Source organism: Enterobacter cloacae complex sp. HYC074_NIDB (genome assembly GCF_056673345.1).
In genome coordinates this window covers 3,381,858-3,400,001 of the sequence record NZ_CP114214.1, presented here as the reverse complement: position 1 = coordinate 3,400,001, position 18,144 = coordinate 3,381,858, and the positions used below count along the sequence as shown (strand labels likewise).

At 53.2% G+C, this 18,144-nt stretch carries 14 protein-coding genes and 1 tRNA gene; 6 read left to right on the top strand and 9 right to left on the bottom strand.

Features of this window, described 5'->3' with window-relative positions; all coding sequences use genetic code 11:
* Positions 1 to 119 precede the first annotated feature (119 nt).
* Positions 120 to 2,309, top strand: a complete 2,190-nt coding sequence (locus O1724_RS16475) for an EAL domain-containing protein (protein ID WP_126296746.1) — start codon at positions 120 to 122, stop codon at positions 2,307 to 2,309.
* Positions 2,310 to 2,354: 45 nt separating this feature from the next.
* Here the strand turns inward: O1724_RS16475 and nupC are convergent, their stop codons facing one another.
* Positions 2,355 to 3,542 carry a nucleoside permease NupC gene (gene nupC / locus O1724_RS16470; RefSeq protein ID WP_003861341.1) on the bottom strand — a complete coding sequence of 396 codons (1,188 nt, stop codon included), beginning with the start codon at positions 3,540 to 3,542 and terminating at the stop codon, positions 2,355 to 2,357.
* A 345-nt stretch (positions 3,543 to 3,887) separates the two neighbouring features.
* Between nupC and O1724_RS16465 the strand changes: the two genes are divergently transcribed.
* Positions 3,888 to 5,126 (top strand): Nramp family divalent metal transporter, encoded by a 1,239-nt coding sequence (locus tag O1724_RS16465; RefSeq protein ID WP_126296745.1) that lies wholly within the window; start codon positions 3,888 to 3,890, stop codon positions 5,124 to 5,126.
* Between the two features lie 33 nt (positions 5,127 to 5,159).
* Here O1724_RS16465 and ypeC read toward each other — a convergent pair whose 3' ends face one another.
* Together ypeC and mgrA are read right to left on the bottom strand one after the other, a co-directional pair.
* Positions 5,160 to 5,507, bottom strand: a complete 348-nt coding sequence (ypeC, locus tag O1724_RS16460; protein ID WP_003861345.1) for a DUF2502 domain-containing protein YpeC — start codon at positions 5,505 to 5,507, stop codon at positions 5,160 to 5,162.
* A 126-nt stretch (positions 5,508 to 5,633) separates the two neighbouring features.
* Positions 5,634 to 6,632: an L-glyceraldehyde 3-phosphate reductase gene (mgrA, locus tag O1724_RS16455; RefSeq protein ID WP_126296744.1), complete on the bottom strand. Its 999-nt coding sequence runs from the start codon at positions 6,630 to 6,632 to the stop codon at positions 5,634 to 5,636.
* Between the two features lie 186 nt (positions 6,633 to 6,818).
* On the opposite strand from mgrA, the gene ipdC reads away from it, so the two are divergent.
* Positions 6,819 to 8,477, top strand: a complete 1,659-nt coding sequence (gene ipdC, locus O1724_RS16450; RefSeq protein ID WP_022651551.1) for an indolepyruvate decarboxylase — start codon at positions 6,819 to 6,821, stop codon at positions 8,475 to 8,477.
* Here ipdC and O1724_RS16445 read toward each other — a convergent pair whose 3' ends face one another.
* Entirely contained in the window at positions 8,478 to 9,713 is a 1,236-nt protein-coding gene (locus O1724_RS16445) for an ion channel protein (protein WP_003861350.1), read from the bottom strand.
* 205 nt (positions 9,714 to 9,918) lie between these two features.
* On the opposite strand from O1724_RS16445, the gene glk reads away from it, so the two are divergent.
* Positions 9,919 to 10,884, top strand: coding sequence for a glucokinase (gene glk, locus O1724_RS16440; RefSeq protein WP_003861352.1), 966 nt, complete (start codon positions 9,919 to 9,921; stop codon positions 10,882 to 10,884).
* Between the two features lie 35 nt (positions 10,885 to 10,919).
* Here the strand turns inward: glk and O1724_RS16435 are convergent, their stop codons facing one another.
* Entirely contained in the window at positions 10,920 to 11,651 is a 732-nt protein-coding gene (locus O1724_RS16435; protein ID WP_023325009.1) for a LytR/AlgR family response regulator transcription factor, read from the bottom strand.
* Between the two features lie 13 nt (positions 11,652 to 11,664).
* Complete coding sequence (locus tag O1724_RS16430; protein WP_003861356.1) at positions 11,665 to 13,362, bottom strand: sensor histidine kinase; 1,698 nt, start codon at positions 13,360 to 13,362, stop codon at positions 11,665 to 11,667.
* A 386-nt stretch (positions 13,363 to 13,748) separates the two neighbouring features.
* On the opposite strand from O1724_RS16430, the gene alaC reads away from it, so the two are divergent.
* Positions 13,749 to 14,984 (top strand): alanine transaminase, encoded by a 1,236-nt coding sequence (gene alaC, locus O1724_RS16425; RefSeq protein ID WP_017383460.1) that lies wholly within the window; start codon positions 13,749 to 13,751, stop codon positions 14,982 to 14,984.
* 58 nt (positions 14,985 to 15,042) lie between these two features.
* Here the strand turns inward: alaC and ypdK are convergent, their stop codons facing one another.
* Together ypdK and lpxP are read right to left on the bottom strand one after the other, a co-directional pair.
* On the bottom strand, positions 15,043 to 15,114 hold the full coding sequence (gene ypdK / locus O1724_RS16420) for a membrane protein YpdK (RefSeq protein WP_099458937.1): 72 nt from the start codon (positions 15,112 to 15,114) through the stop codon (positions 15,043 to 15,045).
* A gap of 359 nt (positions 15,115 to 15,473) precedes the next feature.
* Positions 15,474 to 16,394, bottom strand: coding sequence for a kdo(2)-lipid IV(A) palmitoleoyltransferase (gene lpxP / locus O1724_RS16415; protein WP_086527955.1), 921 nt, complete (start codon positions 16,392 to 16,394; stop codon positions 15,474 to 15,476).
* A 268-nt stretch (positions 16,395 to 16,662) separates the two neighbouring features.
* Between lpxP and O1724_RS16410 the strand changes: the two genes are divergently transcribed.
* Positions 16,663 to 18,042, top strand: a complete 1,380-nt coding sequence (locus tag O1724_RS16410; RefSeq protein WP_003861362.1) for a diguanylate cyclase — start codon at positions 16,663 to 16,665, stop codon at positions 18,040 to 18,042.
* Positions 18,043 to 18,055: 13 nt separating this feature from the next.
* Here O1724_RS16410 and O1724_RS16405 read toward each other — a convergent pair.
* A tRNA-Arg gene (locus O1724_RS16405) sits at positions 18,056 to 18,127 on the bottom strand.
* Positions 18,128 to 18,144 lie beyond the last annotated feature (17 nt).

Sequence of the window (18,144 nt, the reverse complement as noted above, 5' to 3'; positions counted from 1 at the left end):
TCACCTCAATCCAAATCAATAAACAAGTCTATAAATAGACCTGAACTTGATTCGTGCAATTAATAAACCTATTATCCATCCGGTCAATAAGACGATGGTTAAATAGATCACACGGATTAATGAATAGAAAAATTTACAATAATGTAAAAATATTTATGATTGTCCTGGCGTTAAGCCTGATTACGATCCCCTTTTCCCGTTATATCTCCCCGCGCGCTATCGTCAACGAAAATGATGTTTATTTAGCGTGGTTGCCCTTAAGCGCCATGCTCGCCATCGTATTGTTATTTGGACGTCGGGCAATCATTCCTTTACTGATTGTATTTAGTGTTACTAACATTTATTACTTTGATTTAGCATTACTACAATCTTACGTGTTATTAATTTGTCAGACGTTTGCCGTCTTCGCTGCCTGTGGCGTCATCCGTCTGATGCTGGGCAAACGCTGGCGACACAGCATCCCGAATAAGTACATCGGTATACGTATTTTCTGGCTCGGATTTGTGGTTCCTGTAGGCATCAAATTATCGATGTATCTGGCGGGATATTTATTTGATTTTCCGGTGACAATCTCCTCCTATTTCGGCGAAGGCTCTGCAATTTATAACGTTATCGATATTCAAAGCCTGATTTGTGCCGCCCTGATTTTCACCATGATGTTCTACTACCCGTTAAGAATGATAATTAATCCCCGGTATGCCCGAACATTCTGGCGGCGAAGCGTGAAGCCCCTCTTTTGTCACAAAAAAGTGTTATTTATCGTTGTGTGGCTGATGCTGTTGGTCTCGATGATCGCTATTTTGTGCGCGCCTTTCGAGTCACAGTTTATTGCTGGTTATTTGATGCCAATCGTTTTTATTCTTTTTACCCTGGGGATTGGTCGTCTGAGCTATGCGCTCATCTCTTTACTCTGGGCGGCCTCGGCGCTCATGCTGTTGACCTACAATTATAATTTTCTTAATGGCGTTGAATCGGGCCACTCGCTCTCCTTTATCTTGTCGGTACTGATCTCTTTCGCCATCTGCCTGCTTTACATGTCGCGGATCTATCAGAAAAGTGAATGGCTGAAACAGGGGTGGCAGGAGAGGGCGCTTACCGATCCGCTCACCGGTCTGCCTAACATTCGTGCGCTGGAAGTGTTTTTACAGCACCATCCCGAAGCCAAAATCTGCTGCCTGCGCCTGGATAATCTGGAATTTCTGAGCCGTCATTACGGCATCCTCATGCGTGTACACTGTAAAAAGATGATCACCGCGTCGCTGCAACCGTTATTGCAAAAAGACGAGAAGCTCTTTCAGTTGCCAGGCAGTGAGCTGGTGGTGGTCTTGTTGGGTCCGGGCACGGCTGAACGTCTGCAATATATGGTTGATCATCTGAACAGCCGTAAGATTGTCTGGAACAAGACTGAGCTCGACATTGAGTTTGGCGCCTCCTGGGGCGAAGTGCCGGATGGGGAAAGCCTGCACCACACGCTGGGTCAGCTGAGCTGGCTGTCCGAGCAATCCTGTGGCGGGCATAACGTTCTGGCGTTAACCAACAGTCTGGATGATGTCTCTGGTCAGACGACGGACAGGGTGCTAATGCTGGCCCGCATAAAACGCGCCCTTGATATCGGCGGCCTTCACCTTTACGCCCAGCCAATTCACAACGCGCGCGGAGAAGGGTACTTTGAAATCCTCTCCAGGCTGGAAAGCGATGGCGAGATCATCACCCCTGACCGCTTTATTCCGCTGATTGCTCAGTTTAACCTGAGCCACCGGTTTGACCTGAACGTGTTGGAAAAATTGCTGATGTGGATGCGCAGCCATCCGTCCGGACGTGCAGGAACGCGCTTCTCCGTTAATCTGATGCCGCTGACGCTGATGCAAAATGAGATTGCGGCTGAGATCATCGCGCTTTTTGAACGCTACGCCATTGCGCCGCAAAATATCATCATTGAGATCACCGAGGAACAGGCTTTCTCAGACTCGGGAAGCAGCATCAAAAATATTCAGCAGCTGCGTGATTACGGCTTCCGCATTGCCATAGACGACTTTGGTACCGGCTATGCCAACTTTGAGCGCCTGAAGCGGCTGGAGGCCGATATCATTAAGATCGATGGTTGCTTCGTGAAAGATATCTGCACCGACAGCATGGATGCGATGATCGTGCAGTCCATTTGCAACATGGCAAAAACGAAATCGCTGTGTGTGGTGGCTGAATATGTGGAAACGGCTGAACAACGCGAGATGTTGTTGCGATTTGGCGTAGATTATTTGCAGGGCTATTTGATTGGTAAACCCCAGCCTCTGACGGCGCTGGAAGCATAAAAAAACCGGGAGCGAGGACTCCCGGTTTTTATTACGCGGTATGAATTACAGAACCAGTGCTGCAATAGAGGCAGACAGGACGCTCACCAGCGTTGAACCGTAAACCAGCTTCAGGCCAAAGCGAGAAACCACGTTACCCTGCTCTTCGTTCAGGCCTTTAATCGCGCCAGCGATGATACCGATGGAAGAGAAGTTCGCGAAGGAGACCAGGAAGACGGACAGGATCCCTTCCGCACGTGGGGAGAGTGTGCTGGCAATCTTCTGGAGATCCATCATCGCCACGAATTCGTTGGATACCAGTTTCGTTGCCATGATGCTGCCCACCTGCAACGCTTCGTGAGCCGGTACACCCATCACCCAGGCAACCGGGTAGAAGATATAGCCCAGAATGCCCTGGAAGGAGATACCGAGTACGGCCGCAAACAGGGCGTTCAGCGCAGCGATCAGCGCGATAAAGCCAATCAGCATCGCGGCAACGATAATTGCAACCTTGAAACCCGCCAGAATGTATTCACCCAGCATTTCGAAGAAGCTCTGCCCCTCGTGCAGGTTAGACATCTGAATATTCTCTTCGCTGGCATCCACGCGGTACGGGTTAATCAGCGAAAGAACGATAAAGGTGCTGAACATATTCAGAACCAGGGCCGCAACCACGTATTTAGGTTCCAGCATAGTCATATACGCGCCCACGATAGACATGGAAACGGTAGACATTGCTGTCGCCGCCATGGTGTACATGCGGTTACGGGACATCTTGCCGAGGATATCTTTATACGCAATGAAGTTCTCAGACTGACCGAGGATCAGTGAGCTGACTGCGTTAAAGGATTCCAGTTTACCCATGCCGTTAACTTTCGATAACAGGAAGCCGATCGCACGGATAACCACCGGCAGAACGCGGATGTGCTGAAGGATACCGATCAGGGCAGAGATGAAGACGATAGGGCAGAGTACCTTCAGGAAGAAGAAGGCCAGACCCTGATCGTTCATGCTGCCAAAGACGAAGTTTGTCCCTTCGTTGGCAAATCCGAGCAGTTTTTCGAACATTTCGGAGAAGCCTTTCACGAAGCCGAGGCCTACGTTGGAGTTCAGGAAGAACCACGCAAGTAAAACTTCAATGACCAGCAGCTGGACAACATAGCGAATACGAATTTTTTTGCGGTCTGTGCTGACCAGCAATGCAAGTGCAGTAACGACAACAAGTGCCAGGACAAAATGAAGGACGCGGTCCATATTTGCTCCAAATATGAGGCAGGTTTAATTTCCGTGCACATTCTATGTAACAAGCACAAAGAAAACGAGATCAAGCCCACACTATAGTTACATCCTGTGACGAGTCTCAAAAATAGTGATCAACAATACATTTTTGTTATGTTAGGTAAATGAGTGAAAAGTTAAGTTTGTGTGCTACGCTTCACAAATGTCTGCGCATTTTCACATTCTGTGACCTTGCTCCACCTGCCTGTCTATCGTTCCTGGCTATCAGAGAAATCATGTTAACCATTTCAAATGAACTTGATAATCATTCTCATTTTGATAGCATAAAACATAGCAAAGGCTATATTTCCAGAGGCAGAAATGACGAATAGTCGCGTAGAGAGTAGCAGCGGCAGAGCGGCACGCAAGCTGCGGCTCGCATTAATGGGACCGGCATTCATTGCCGCGATTGGCTACATCGATCCGGGTAATTTTGCGACCAACATTCAGGCCGGGGCCAGCTTCGGCTATAAACTGCTGTGGGTTGTGGTCTGGGCCAATCTGATGGCGATGCTGATTCAGATGCTCTCCGCGAAGCTGGGTATTGCTACCGGAAAAAACCTGGCGGAGCAAATCCGCGATCATTATCCACGTCCGGCAGTTTGGTTTTACTGGGTTCAGGCGGAAATTATCGCCATGGCCACCGATCTCGCCGAGTTTATCGGGGCGGCGATCGGCTTTAAGCTTATTCTGGGCGTCTCTCTGCTTCAGGGGGCCGTGCTGACCGGTATCGCCACTTTCCTGATTCTGATGCTCCAGCGGCGGGGGCAAAAACCGCTGGAGAAAGTCATCGGCGGCCTGCTGCTGTTCGTCGCTGCCGCCTATATTGTTGAGCTGATTTTCTCCCAGCCGAATCTGGCGCAGCTGACGAAAGGGATGGTGATCCCGTCGTTACCCACTTCTGAAGCCGTTTTTCTGGCTGCCGGGGTGCTGGGGGCGACCATTATGCCGCACGTCATTTATCTACACTCTTCATTAACCCAGAATCTGCATGGCGGGACGAGTAAAGAGCGCTACTCCGCCTCGAAATGGGATGTGGCTATCGCGATGACCATTGCCGGATTTGTGAATCTGGCGATGATGGCCACCGCCGCCGCCGCGTTCCACTTTAACGGGCATACCGGGGTTGCCGATCTTGACCAGGCTTACCTGACGCTGGAGCCGTTGCTGAGTCATGCCGCTGCCACTATTTTTGGTTTAAGCCTGGTTGCTGCGGGCCTTTCATCTACGGTTGTGGGGACACTGGCCGGGCAGGTGGTGATGCAGGGGTTCGTACGTTTCCATATTCCGCTGTGGGTTCGCCGCTCGGTCACGATGCTGCCTTCCTTTGTTGTGATCCTGATGGGGCTGGATCCGACCCGCATTCTGGTGATGAGTCAGGTGCTGCTGAGTTTCGGGATTGCGCTGGCGCTGGTGCCGCTGCTGATCTTCACCAGCAACAAATCACTGATGGGCGATCTGGTGAATTCGACGTGGGTGAAACGCGCCGGGTGGACCATTGTGGTCGTGGTGGTGGCGTTAAACTTGTGGTTGCTGATAGGCACAGCCGCAGGCCTGTAAAAGAAAAAGGAGCCGGAAGGCTCCTTTTTGTTGTTAATGGTGATGGCCGTGACCGTGGCCTCTGCCTTTTCCGTGACCCCAGCCGCCACGGCGGTCGTCACGATCTTTCCAGCCTTCGCGGTAGCCGCGTTCGTAAGCCTTACGCTTATCCCAGCCACGGTGATAGCCGTTATCGTGTTTCCACCAGCGGTTTTGACGCCATTCATAATGGCGATGCCAGTAGTCACGGTCGCGCCAGTAGCCACCGTCCCAGTATCTGCCGTAGTCATCACGATCGCCAATTTGTAATTTAATCGATGGCAACAGGGTGATTTCGCCCGCATTGGCGACCAGCGGGGCCGAAGCCAGTAATACCGCTGCAAGAATCAGTGACCTGAACATACTCTTCTCCTTCACGATCGGGGCCGCTGTGCGACCTGTTAACGCAATTTTACGAGTTGGTAAACATTCGTTTCATCGCCTCAACTCCTAAATCATGAACGAGAGCACTTTTTGCTAAAAGTGTTTTTAATCTGAACTGGACAGGAGCGTATCTATCGTCTTGAGCTCTTCTGCCGTGAACCGACAATTTTCAAGCACGCCTGCTGCATCATCAATTTGTCCGGTCTTGCTTGCGCCGATGAGCACGGATGTCACCGCATCGTGGCGCAGGATCCAGGCCAGTGCCATTTGCGACAGCTTTTGCCCCCGTTTTTCCGCCAGCGCATTCAGCTTACGTACCTTTTCCAGCTTTTTGTCGGTGATCTGTTCCGGATTAAGGAACTTACTGCCGCTTGCTGCGCGAGAATCCGCTGGGATGCCGTTCAGATAGCGATCGGTCAACTGTCCGCCCGCCAGGGGAGAGAAGGGGATACATCCCACCCCTTTTTGCTGCAACACGTCCAGCAACCCCTCTTCAGGCGCACGTTCAAACATGGAGTACTTCGGCTGGTGGATCAAACATGGCGTGCCCAGATCCTCCATTATTTCAATCGCCTGCCGTGCCATTTCTGCCGGGTAGTTGGACAGACCGATGTACAGCGCTTTGCCCTGACGCACCACATGGTCAAGCGCTTTCATGGTTTCACGTAGCGGCGTGTGTGGATCCGGGCGGTGGTGATAGAAGATATCGACATACTCCAGCCCCATACGCTTGAGGCTCTGGTCCAGGCTTGCGATCAGATATTTACGCGAGCCCCAGTCACCGTAAGGCCCGTCCCACATGGTGTAGCCCGCTTTAGTGGAGATGATCAGCTCATCGCGCCAGGGCAGGAAATCCTCCTGCAAAATGCGCCCAAAATTACGTTCGGCCGAACCAGGAGGCGGGCCGTAATTATTGGCAAGGTCAAAATGCGTAATACCCAAATTGAAAGCACGCTGTAAAAGTTGACGGCTGTTTTCGAGCAACGTCGCGTCGCCAAAATTATGCCACAGCCCCAACGAGATGGCGGGAAGCTTAAGACCGCTTTGCCCACAGCGGCGATATTGCATTGTCTGATAACGATTTTTGTCAGGCTGATAACCCATTTGTGAGACCTCTGGCGCTGGAAAGAAACATCCGTGTATACGTTTACACTAATCTGAAGAAAATGAGCATAGCGCAGCTTTTTTCGTAAAGCATTCTTTCCAGCCCCTGATTGTCGTCAATTCTGGACACGCTTCACGCTTATTTAATACTCAGAGTGAGGTCAACGTCAGAAGGACACTTATAATATGCGTACCCCCTATTGCGTCGCCGATTACCTGCTGGACCGACTAACAGATTGTGGTGCCGATCATCTGTTTGGCGTGCCGGGCGACTATAACCTGCAATTTCTCGATCACGTGATAGACAGCCCGGACATCTGCTGGGTGGGCTGTGCCAACGAACTGAACGCGTCTTACGCCGCAGACGGCTATGCCCGCTGTAAGGGCTTTGCCGCACTCCTGACGACATTCGGCGTTGGGGAGTTAAGCGCCATGAACGGTGTGGCGGGCAGCTTTGCCGAACATGTTCCCGTCCTCCATATTGTAGGTGCCCCGGGTATGGCGGCGCAGCAGCGAGGAGAGTTACTGCACCATACGTTGGGCGACGGCGAGTTCCGCCACTTCTATCATATGAGCGAACCCATCACCGTTGCGCAGGCGGTGCTTACGGAACAAAACGCCTGCTATGAAATTGACAGAGTCCTGACCACCATGCTGCGGGAGCGCCGTCCGGGCTATCTGATGCTGCCCGCCGATGTGGCGAAAAAAGCCGCTACACCTCCTGTAAGCGCTCTCACTGTTAACCCCGCACCGGCCGATTCAGCCTGCTTGCAGGCGTTCCGTGAGGCTGCCGAAAAGCGCTTGTCTACGAGCAAACGCACCGCGCTGTTAGCGGACTTCCTGGTACTCCGCCACGGTCTGCGCGCGGCCCTTCAGACGTGGGTGAAAGAGGTGCCGATGGCACACGCCACCATGCTGATGGGCAAGGGAATTTTTGACGAACGACAGAGCGGTTTTTACGGCACCTACAGCGGATCGGCGAGCGCCGCGCCGGTCAAAGAGGCCATCGAGGGTGCTGATACGGTGCTGTGCATTGGCACGCGCTTTACCGATACGCTCACTGCCGGATTTACCCACCAGCTTACGCCAGACCAGACGATAGAGGTTCAGCCTCACGCGTCCCGCGTCGGCGACGTCTGGTTTACGGGTATCCCGATGAGGGAGGCCATTGAAACGCTGACAGCGCTGTGTAAAACCTATGTTCGCGATACGCGAGCGCCATCGGATCACAGCGGCTTTTCGTTCCCGACTATTGAAGGGGCGCTGACTCAGGAGAGCTTCTGGCGTACCCTGCAAACGTTTATTCGCCCCGGAGACATTATTCTGGCTGACCAGGGGACGTCTGCTTTCGGCGCTATCGATCTGCGTTTACCGGCGGACGTGAACTTTATCGTCCAGCCGCTGTGGGGATCGATTGGCTACACGCTGGCGGCGGCGTTTGGCGCGCAAACGGCGTGTCCGAATCGACGCGTGATTGTCCTGACGGGCGACGGCGCCGCGCAGTTGACCATTCAGGAGCTGGGATCCATGCTGCGCGACAAGCAGCGCCCGATTATTCTGGTGCTTAACAACGAAGGATACACGGTGGAAAGGGCCATCCACGGGCCGGAGCAGCGCTATAACGATATTGCCCTCTGGAACTGGACGCAGATCCCGCAGGCGCTGAGCCTGGCGCCTCAGGCAGAGTGCTGGCGCGTCAGCGAAGCGGAAGCGCTGGCGGAGGTGCTGGATAAAGTGGCACACCATGAGCGGCTTTCGCTGATCGAGGTCATGCTGCCGAAAGCCGATATTCCGCCGCTGCTGAGCGCGCTGACCAAAGCGCTGGAGGCGCGCAATAACGCCTGATTACCTGTCATTTCGCCATGCCATCAGCATCGGTTTGCCCGCCAGCAGGAGCCAGGCGGGCAACATCACGATACAGAGCAGCGGCAGAAGCGTGGTATCCGGCACGACAACGGCCGCCATAAACAGGCTCAGCCACGCATCGCGCGTGACCACCAGTACCAGCCCCAGAATGGAGCAGGAGACGGTAATCGCTGCAGGGACAGCGTCAACGTGCTCATGCAGCATCAGCCCCAGCGCGACGCCAACAAATACCGCCGGGAAGATACGACCTCCCCGGAAACCACAGGCCGCCGCGACCACCAGCGCCGCCAGTTTCACCAGCGCGAACAGCAGATAATCTGAGACGCTGAAGACCTGGCTGAAGGCCAGCTGCTGCATCTCGTCCAGACCCTTAAACAGCGTAACCGTCCCGCCGATAGCGCCTAAAACGCCCAGAATAAAACCCCCCATGCCCAGAATCAGCACCGGATGCTTCAGCCTGTGCATCAGGCGATGCAGGCGAGGAAGACACCACACCGCGACCATCCCCAACGCAATGGCGATCGCGACGACGACGGCGCCGCTGAAAATATCGGTGAGTTGCATCTGGCCGTAGTGGGGAATGGAGAGTGAAAAATGGGGATGGAAAAACAGGCTGGTGGTGAGGGCTCCCGCAGCGGCGGCCATTAGCGGCGCGAAGAGTTTATCCCAAAGCGGCACCTCATGATCACTGCTGAGCGTTTGCGAAAAAATGAGCGCAGCCGCGACCGGAGTGCCAAACAGCGCCCCGATGGTGCCAGCGGAGGCCAGGATCGTCCAGTCCAGCGCGCCAACGCGCGGGAAAAGACGCGCCCCCAGAAAGACCGCCAGCGCGATATTCACCGCCATAATGGGATGTTCAGGCCCGAGGCTTACGCCGCCCGCAAGACCGATTATCAGCGCGATGATAAGCCCCGGCAGAGCCGAGGGGGAGACAGGCGCGCCAATCAAGGGTTCCAGTGCCGGGTCCGGCCCGGCATGGCCCGGGCTATAGCGGATCACCAGCCCTACGGCAATCCCGGTCAGGGTCAGCATCACCATGATCCAGCCCGGCGAGTCAATGCTGATGCCGAGTTTTACCGGAAGCGCGGTCCATAAAATCGTTTGCAGCACCGCCGCCACTTTCATGACGACGATGAGCACCAGGCTCGACGCCACGCCAATAATCAGCGCCGGGACAGCCAATAACAGCATGGTTCTGGCTCGCGGATGGAGCATGATGATTTCCTTGTACAAAACGGCTTAACGTTACTTTGCACAATCAGCATTGTGGCAATAGTGCAAAAGGTGCTGAAACGGTAAAGTTATTATGTGACGAAGATCGATAATCCATGGGCAGTCACCTTCTGGTCGTTGTTGTTATCACGCCTTGAATTTACAGTGTCCCAAAGATTTATTCTGACTTTAGCGGAGCAGTAGAAGAATGACAAAGTATGCTTTGGTAGGTGATGTAGGCGGCACCAACGCGCGCCTTGCCCTGTGCGATGTGAACAGCGGTGAAATTTCTCAGGCGAAAACCTATTCAGGGCTGGATTACCCAAGCCTGGAAGCGGTGGTTCGCGTCTATCTGGAAGAGCATAAAGTGAGCGTTGAAGACGGTTGTATCGCCATCGCCTGTCCGATTACCGGCGACTGGGTGGCGATGACCAACCACACGTGGGCCTTCTCAATTGCCGAAATGCGGAAAAACCTCGGCTTCTCGCACCTTGAAATTATCAACGACTTCACTGCGGTTTCCATGGCTATCCCAATGCTTAAACCAGAGCATCTGATTCAGTTCGGCGGTACGGCCCCGGTTGAAGGCAAACCGATTGCCGTTTACGGCGCGGGAACCGGTCTGGGGGTGGCGCACCTGGTCCACGTCGACAAACGCTGGGTCAGCCTGCCGGGCGAGGGCGGTCACGTGGATTTTGCGCCGAACAGCGAAGAAGAGGGCATTATTCTTGAGGAGCTACGCGCCGAGATTGGTCACGTGTCGGCCGAGCGGGTGCTTTCTGGTCCGGGTCTGGTGAACCTGTATCGGGCGATTGTCAAATCAGACGGTCGTCTGCCGGAAAATCTGCAACCGAAAGATGTGACCGAACGCGCGCTGGCCGACAGCTGTATTGACTGCCGCCGTGCTTTGTCGCTGTTCTGCGTCATCATGGGGCGTTTTGGCGGCAACCTGGCGCTGAACCTTGGCACCTTTGGCGGGGTCTATATTGCGGGCGGGATCGTGCCGCGCTTCCTCGATTTCTTTACCGCCTCCGGCTTCCGTGGCGGCTTCGAAGACAAAGGCCGCTTCAGGAGCTATGTCCAGGACATTCCTGTTTACCTGATTGTCCACGACAACCCAGGCTTACTGGGATCCGGCGCGCATCTGCGTCAGGTTCTTGGTCAGATCCTCTGACGCTCATTTCCCTCTCCTGCGGGAGAGGGAACGTGCTACAGGTGCATGAGCTGGCGGAACTCTTTCACTCTGCTGCGGCTTACCGGCACCTGAAAATCCAGATCCTTCAGCCGCAATATATAGGTGTTGTTAAACCAGGGTTCGATTTCGCGGATCTTGTTCAGGTTGACGCAGAACGAGCGGTGGCAGCGGAAGAAGTGGGCGGCCGGGAGTTTATTGCAGAATTCGGTGATGTTCATCGCCATGACGTAGGATTCACGCCGCGTATAGACAAATGTCATTTTTTCATGCGCTTCGGCATAGTAAATATCGTCGACAGGCGTGACGATGATCCGTTCGTCCTTCACCAGATTAATTGTGTCGTTTTCCCGCGCTACCGGGCTGGCACTGGCGGGTAAGGACTGCTGCTGCCACGCGGCTTCCAGCTTATGCAGCATGCTGATAATACGCGACTCCTGGTACGGCTTTAGAATATAGTCAAACGCCTCAAGCTCGAAGGCCTCCACGGCATGCTCTTTCCACGCGGTGACAAACACAATAAACGGCTTGTGGGCGAACTGATTGATATTTTGCGCCAGCAGGACGCCGTCCAGCGACGGAATATTAATATCGAGGAATATCGCGTCGACCCGGTTATGCTGTAAAAATTTCAGCACGTCCAGACCATCCTCAAAACAGCCAACAATCTCCATCTGGCTGTGGGTTTTGATAAGCCAGCTCAACTCCTGTTGAGCCAGAAATTCATCTTCTACGATGATGACTTTCATCTGTTACTCCGGCCTACGGCAACAAGGATATGGGGGCATTCACGGGCGTTCGCTCATTCGGAACATAAAAGGCAATTTCGGTGCCCGGCTCAAGGCGGTGAATATGCAGCCCGTCACCGTACAGCAGTTTGACCCGGTGATGCACATTCAGCAGTCCGATCTTGTTGCCTGGCATTTCGTTTGATTTGACGCGTTCGATAACTTTCGGATCGATGCCGTGCCCGGTATCGCGCACGGCGATACGCACGCGGTTACCGCTTTCCGTTACGCTAATTGTTACCACGCCTTTGCCTTTACACGGCTGAATACCGTGAACAATGGCGTTTTCCACCAGAGGCTGGATCAGCAGGCTTGGGATCACGCAGTTGACCTCTTCATCAATATCGTAAATGACCGTCAGCTTATCGCCAAAGCGAGCCTGCTCGATCGCGATGTAATCCTTGATTTGATACAGCTCTTTTTTGATGTCGATCTGCTCGTCGTCTTTTAGCTCAATGTTGTAGCGAAGATAGCGCGACAGATTAAATATCAGCTGCCGCGCGGTGTCCGGATTCAGACGGATGGAAGAGGAGATAGCGTTCAGCGCGTTAAACAGAAAATGGGGATTGATCTTGCTTTGCAGGGCGCGCAGCTCTGCCTTATTTGCCATCTCGCGCAGCTGCTCTGCACGCGAAACCTCTAGTTGAGTGGAGATGATCTGCGACAGGCCAATCGCCATCTCCTGGAGCGAGGAGGTGATTTGGTGCGCATGACAGTAGTAAATTTTCAGCGTCCCCGTGACCACGCCTTTTTCCCACAGCGGGATCACCAGCATTGAGTGGATCTCTGGCGTCCGGTGGGCTTCGTCATTGTTTTTAATGATGATTTTTCCGTAGTTAATCGCCTGTCTGGTGGTTGGGCTGATGGTGTCGTCGCTGTCGCGATAATTGTGCTCACCGACGCCAACGTAAGCCAGCACGTGATCAATATTGGTGATAGCGACCGCATCGGCATGAATATCACGGCGGATGATATCGCAAACCTGACGTAAAGATTCGGCGTTAACGTGCCGGAAAAGCGGCAGCGTCTTGTTGGCGATATCTAGCGCCAGCTTGGCCTGACGCGCGGCGCTGGCCTCTTTTTCGCCTTCCACGCTTTGCACCAGCAGCACGATAAAACCGATACAGACGCTCCCGAGGATCATCGGAATACCGATCTTCGAGACGATATCCAGCCCCAGCGCAACGGTTGGCGCCCAGACGATGACCAGGATCATGGTCAGCGTTTCGCAGACCATCCCCGCGATAATCCCCGCACGCCAGTGCTGCTTTTTCGGGATTTTGCGGTTAATCCAGCCCGAGAGCAGCCCGGCAATAATGCTGGTGATAAAGCAGGGAACTGCCGTCACGCCGCCAATATCAATCAGGTATCGATGGGTGCCAGCGATAATGCCTGTGATAATCCCGACCCAGGGACCAAAGAGGATCCCGCCCGACATGACGGCGATGATGCGCACGTTCACCAGCGAGCCTTCTACCGGCACCCCGGACCAGGTGCTGAACAGGGCAAACATCGAAAAGATAAACGTGACGGCCAGCAGCTCTTTTGGCGAATGGGCAGATTTATGCAACAGTTCGCGGAACAAGCGGATGCGGATAAGGAAAAAGAGACAGATCAGCATTAATGCCGCGCGGTCGAACACCGCGAGGAGCATATTGAAGATTTCGTGCACGGTCAGGCCTGGGAAAACGGGAAAAATCTATGATAGAAAACATAGGGCCTGATGACCAGCTATCCATCAGATTTATCAAATGGGGAAAAACCATAACTCTCAAAGGGGATTGATGGCTTTTGACTGAAAGCCGGCGCTTTTCCGTTTGGGGAGAAACGTCAGGTAACGATACTGAAAATATTGTGTTAAATTGTAGAGCTTAAAACTGCCTGTTCGCGATAGGAGTTCCGCTTTCCACTGCAATCGCATTCCCGTTTTAGCGCAAAATATTGTTTTGCCGTTATCCTCTCGACAGCCTCTTTTTCTTCAGGTTATTTTCTAAGCATGCCACACGGGTGGCAGCGTCGCTCGGACGGTCCGGGCGCTAACGTGACTCTGAGGAATCTATGGCTGAATTCAGTCCTGAACGCCGTTTTACGCGTATCGATCGTCTCCCCCCTTATGTTTTCAATATCACTGCTGAACTGAAAATGGCTGCGCGTCGGCGCGGCGAAGACATTATCGATTTCAGTATGGGTAACCCTGACGGCCCAACGCCGCCGCATATCGTTGAGAAACTCTGCACGGTTGCCCAGCGTCCCGATACCCATGGGTATTCCACCTCGCGCGGCATTCCACGCTTACGTCGGGCGATCTCCCGCTGGTATCAGGATCGTTATCAGGTCGATATCGATCCTGAAAGTGAAGCGATTGTGACCATTGGCTCCAAAGAGGGGCTGGCCCACCTGATGCTGGCGACGCTGGATCACGGCGATACCGTACTGGTGCCGAATCCGAGCTACCCGATTCACATCTATGGGGCGGTGATTGCCGGGGCGCAGGTGCGTTCTGTCCCGCTGGTGGAAGGCGTCGACTTCTTTAACGAGCTGGAACGGGCGATTCGTGAAAGCTATCCGAAGCCGAAAATGATGATCCTCGGTTTCCCGTCAAACCCAACGGCACAATGCGTTGAACTCGAATTCTTCGAGAAAGTGGTCGCGCTGGCTAAGCGTTACGACGTGCTGGTGGTACACGATCTCGCCTACGCCGATATCGTTTATGATGGCTGGAAAGCGCCGTCAATTATGCAGGTACCGGGTGCCCGTGATGTGGCGGTTGAGTTTTTCACCCTGTCGAAAAGCTACAACATGGCGGGCTGGCGAATTGGTTTTATGGTGGGAAACAAAACGCTGGTGAGTGCCCTGGCGCGTATTAAAAGCTACCATGACTATGGCACCTTTACGCCGTTACAGGTCGCGGCCATCGCGGCGCTGGAAGGGGATCAGCAGTGCGTGCTCGATATTGCCGCTCAGTACAAACGCCGTCGTGATGTGCTGGTAAAAGGGCTTCATGAAGCAGGCTGGATGGTGGAAATGCCTAAAGCCTCCATGTACGTCTGGGCGAAAATCCCCGAGCCGTATGCGGCGATGGGTTCTCTGGAATTTGCCAAAAAACTGCTTCAGGATGCGAAGGTTTGCGTCTCTCCAGGCATTGGCTTTGGTGACTACGGTGACACGCATGTGCGTTTCGCGCTGATTGAAAACAGCGACCGTATCCGTCAGGCAGTGCGGGGCATTAAAAGCATGTTCCGTGCGGATGGCCTGCTTGCAGCGAAGAGCGTTGCGGAACAACCCGAGTCGTAACAGACCCCAAAAAAAACAGGCGCCAACGGCGCCTGTTTTTTTGACTGCATTTTCTTAACTAGATCATCAGAGCAAACGTTCCGGCCCAAACTAAAACAATAACCGAAATGCCCATAAAGAAATATTTCACGTTTCATCGCTCCGCGTATCTTCCGGTACGCATTAAAAAAACAGAGTCCAACTGAGTATAGAGAGTTGAAATCATGCGAAAGGGGAAATCGGAATTATCCCGTTACGTCGCTAACTTCAGCTCTGAATTCTGTGCTTTCCTGTCGCCAGACGGCGCTAATGTACGCCTAAATTTCAGGAGTGACAAGAGGCATTTTTTTAAATAATTTCCTACACTTACGAGTGTCGTGGAACGGCGACAGTTTGATTTCGGTACGCAATAAATGCCTGTTGAGCGACGGTCGATAAAAGCCGTTACGCACTGTGATTACAGGTGTTTGAAAAGGTTAGTTTCTTAGCGAAACTAACCTTCGAAAGGGGTCAGATATAGAGTGAGGCTTCGCCCAGGGGACGGGTTTTAAAGCGGCGGTGCATCCACAGATACTGCTCAGGCGCACGCATAATCTCAAACTCAATCACCTTATTGATAAAGGTCGCGGCTTCACTCTCATCTTCAGGATAGTTCGCCATCTCTGGGGAGATATGCAGACGATAGCCTGACTTATCCGCTTTTCTGACCATGGTCACCGTCAACATCGCGGCGCCTGAGAGACGTGAAATCACAAAGGTACCGTTCGTCGTAGCGACATCTTTAACCGCAAAGAAAGGGGCAAAGCTGCTGCCTTTAGGACCGTAGTCCTGATCCGGGGCAAACCAGACTGCTTCACCTTTTTTCAGGGCGCCAACCATACCGCGCAAATTGTTACGGCTGATCATCGCCTTATTTGAACGCATGCGGCCCCGCGTTTGTACCCATTCCATCAGCGCGCTGTTATGCGGGCGATAGGTTGCCATCATCGGCTGACAAAGGCCCATAACGCGGCCACCCAGCTCAAGCGACATAAAATGCACACCCACAACCATCACGCCGCGGTTTTGCATCTGGGCACGTTTCAGGTTATCCAGACCTTCCACGTCAAACCATTTACGGACACGCTCGTCTGGCCAGAACCAGGCCATACCGGTTTCAAGCAGCGCCATACCGATAGATTTAAAGTTTTCCGCAATCAGCGTTTCGCGCTGCTGCGCATTGTAATGCGGAAAGCAAAGTTCGAGATTTTTTCGGGCAATGGACTCACGACGCTTAAGGAAGTGACGCGATGCGCTGCCGAGCTTCGAACCCAGGAAACGGATCACGGGATAAGGAAGTTGAACCAGCAGCCAAAGTACGCCAAGGCCAAACCACGTAAACCAGTAGCGCGGGTGCAGAAACGCCCGCTGAAATTTGGATTGAGACAAAATAGTGGAACCTATGTAAAGCCTGTGAAGGTAGCGCAGACTTCGCGATACCACGTGCCATTAAGACCGTAGGACGAGGTCATGGTTGCAGGCTTTACCGTTCTTTACGACGTTGCCTGGCCATTGCTGACTTGGGTGGGCGGCATAATGTAGCACCGTTATACATTATGAGCTATCACTCGTTTTTGTTTAAAAAAGCGGCAATTGCGGAGTGGTTTGATTTTGCTATTGTTAAATCTGCGTTCCCGCATGCCTCCTGAAGGTGCAGACCATGGAAACCTACCTGCAAACGGTGAAAGAAGAGTGGGTGAAGCTAATTAATGAAACCGATCCCGATGTGCATCGGCTTGCGACTGAGCTTGCCAGGGACAACGCAACGCCCCTGGTCGCTGAATTCTATCGTGTTGTGCTGGCAGATCCGTCGGCAGCTGAATTCCTGACCACCGAACAGGTGGAGAGGCAGCTTCAGGAGGCGCTTCGTCGCTGGCTTATTGATGTGCTCTCATGCCGTGTGGAGCAGGTTGAAGAGCAGATGCGGGCGCAGCAGCGCGCTGCGGATGTTCATGCCCGTATTGGTATTTCGGTTGATTTAGTTGAAATGGGCTTCCGTGTTCTGAAAAAGCTGCTGTTACCTGTCATTACTACCAGCGCCCATTCGCCTGAGGTGAAGCTGCATATTTATCACTACGCGATTAACAGTATCGATCTGGCCATGGAAGTGATGTCGCGGGCCTATGTATTTAGCGAGAACAATGCGGCGAAAGAGGACGAAAATTACCGCATCTTTTCCTTAATGGAGAACGCAGAAGAGGAGAAGGAGAGACAGACCGCGGCGCTGCTGTCATGGGAAATGGTGCTTCTGTATAAGATCACGCTTAATTCCAGTATCGGCAACAGTCTGCCGCTGGGGCAGTCTGAATTTGGACTGTGGTTTAGCCATAAAGGTCGGCACTATTTCAGCGGGATCGCTGAGGCCGGTCATATCTCTCGTCTGATTCAGGAATTCGATGACCTTTTTAACGAGGTCCGTCTTTCAGGGCAGGGTCTGAGTGATAAAGCGCAGCGGGATAAATTCTTGCAGCGAATGCGTAATACGCTCTCGCAAATCATCACGCTTTTGCGCGAACTGTTTGACGAAGTGTCGCGACACGAGGTGGGGGTTGATGTCCTGACCCGCCTGTTGAATCGCCGTTTCCTGCCAACCATCTTCAAACGCGAAATCCTGCACGCCACCCGGGCGGGAACAAAGCTCTCGACGCTGCTGATTGACGTCGACAAATTTAAACAAATCAACGATACCTGGGGGCACAATACCGGGGACGAGATCCTGCGAAAAGTCTCCGGCGCGTTCTACGACAACGTGCGAACCTGTGATTACGTTTTTCGCTACGGCGGCGATGAATTTCTGATTGTGCTAACGGAAATCTCAGAGGTGGACGCGCTGCGAATCGCCGAGCGTATCCGCAGGCGGGTGGAAAAAATCAAGGTTAACTCCCCAACCGGCGATATTATCCCGCTCTCCCTCTCGATAGGCGTGGCGATGTTCAACGGGCATCCCGATTACGAGCGATTGATTCAGGCGGCGGATGAAGCCTTATACGGCGCGAAACGGCGCGGTCGAAACTGCGTGGAGCTTTGGAAGGGGGCGTAAGGAAAGACAGAAGTGTCCCCTGCAGGAATCGAACCTGCAACTAGCCCTTAGGAGGGGCTCGTTATATCCATTTAACTAAGAGGACGTAGAAATAACTGATTT

Excerpts from the sequence above, each read along its gene's own strand:
- O1724_RS16475 (WP_126296746.1), top strand. The coding sequence starts at position 120 with ATGAATAGAAAAATTTACAATAATGTAAAAATATTTATGATTGTCCTG.
- nupC (WP_003861341.1), bottom strand. The coding sequence starts at position 3,542 with ATGGACCGCGTCCTTCATTTTGTCCTGGCACTTGTTGTCGTTACTGCA.
- O1724_RS16465 (WP_126296745.1), top strand. The coding sequence starts at position 3,888 with ATGACGAATAGTCGCGTAGAGAGTAGCAGCGGCAGAGCGGCACGCAAG.
- ypeC (WP_003861345.1), bottom strand. The coding sequence starts at position 5,507 with ATGTTCAGGTCACTGATTCTTGCAGCGGTATTACTGGCTTCGGCCCCG.
- mgrA (WP_126296744.1), bottom strand. The coding sequence starts at position 6,632 with ATGGGTTATCAGCCTGACAAAAATCGTTATCAGACAATGCAATATCGC.
- ipdC (WP_022651551.1), top strand. The coding sequence starts at position 6,819 with ATGCGTACCCCCTATTGCGTCGCCGATTACCTGCTGGACCGACTAACA.
- O1724_RS16445 (WP_003861350.1), bottom strand. The coding sequence starts at position 9,713 with ATGCTCCATCCGCGAGCCAGAACCATGCTGTTATTGGCTGTCCCGGCG.
- glk (WP_003861352.1), top strand. The coding sequence starts at position 9,919 with ATGACAAAGTATGCTTTGGTAGGTGATGTAGGCGGCACCAACGCGCGC.
- O1724_RS16435 (WP_023325009.1), bottom strand. The coding sequence starts at position 11,651 with ATGAAAGTCATCATCGTAGAAGATGAATTTCTGGCTCAACAGGAGTTG.
- alaC (WP_017383460.1), top strand. The coding sequence starts at position 13,749 with ATGGCTGAATTCAGTCCTGAACGCCGTTTTACGCGTATCGATCGTCTC.
- O1724_RS16410 (WP_003861362.1), top strand. The coding sequence starts at position 16,663 with ATGGAAACCTACCTGCAAACGGTGAAAGAAGAGTGGGTGAAGCTAATT.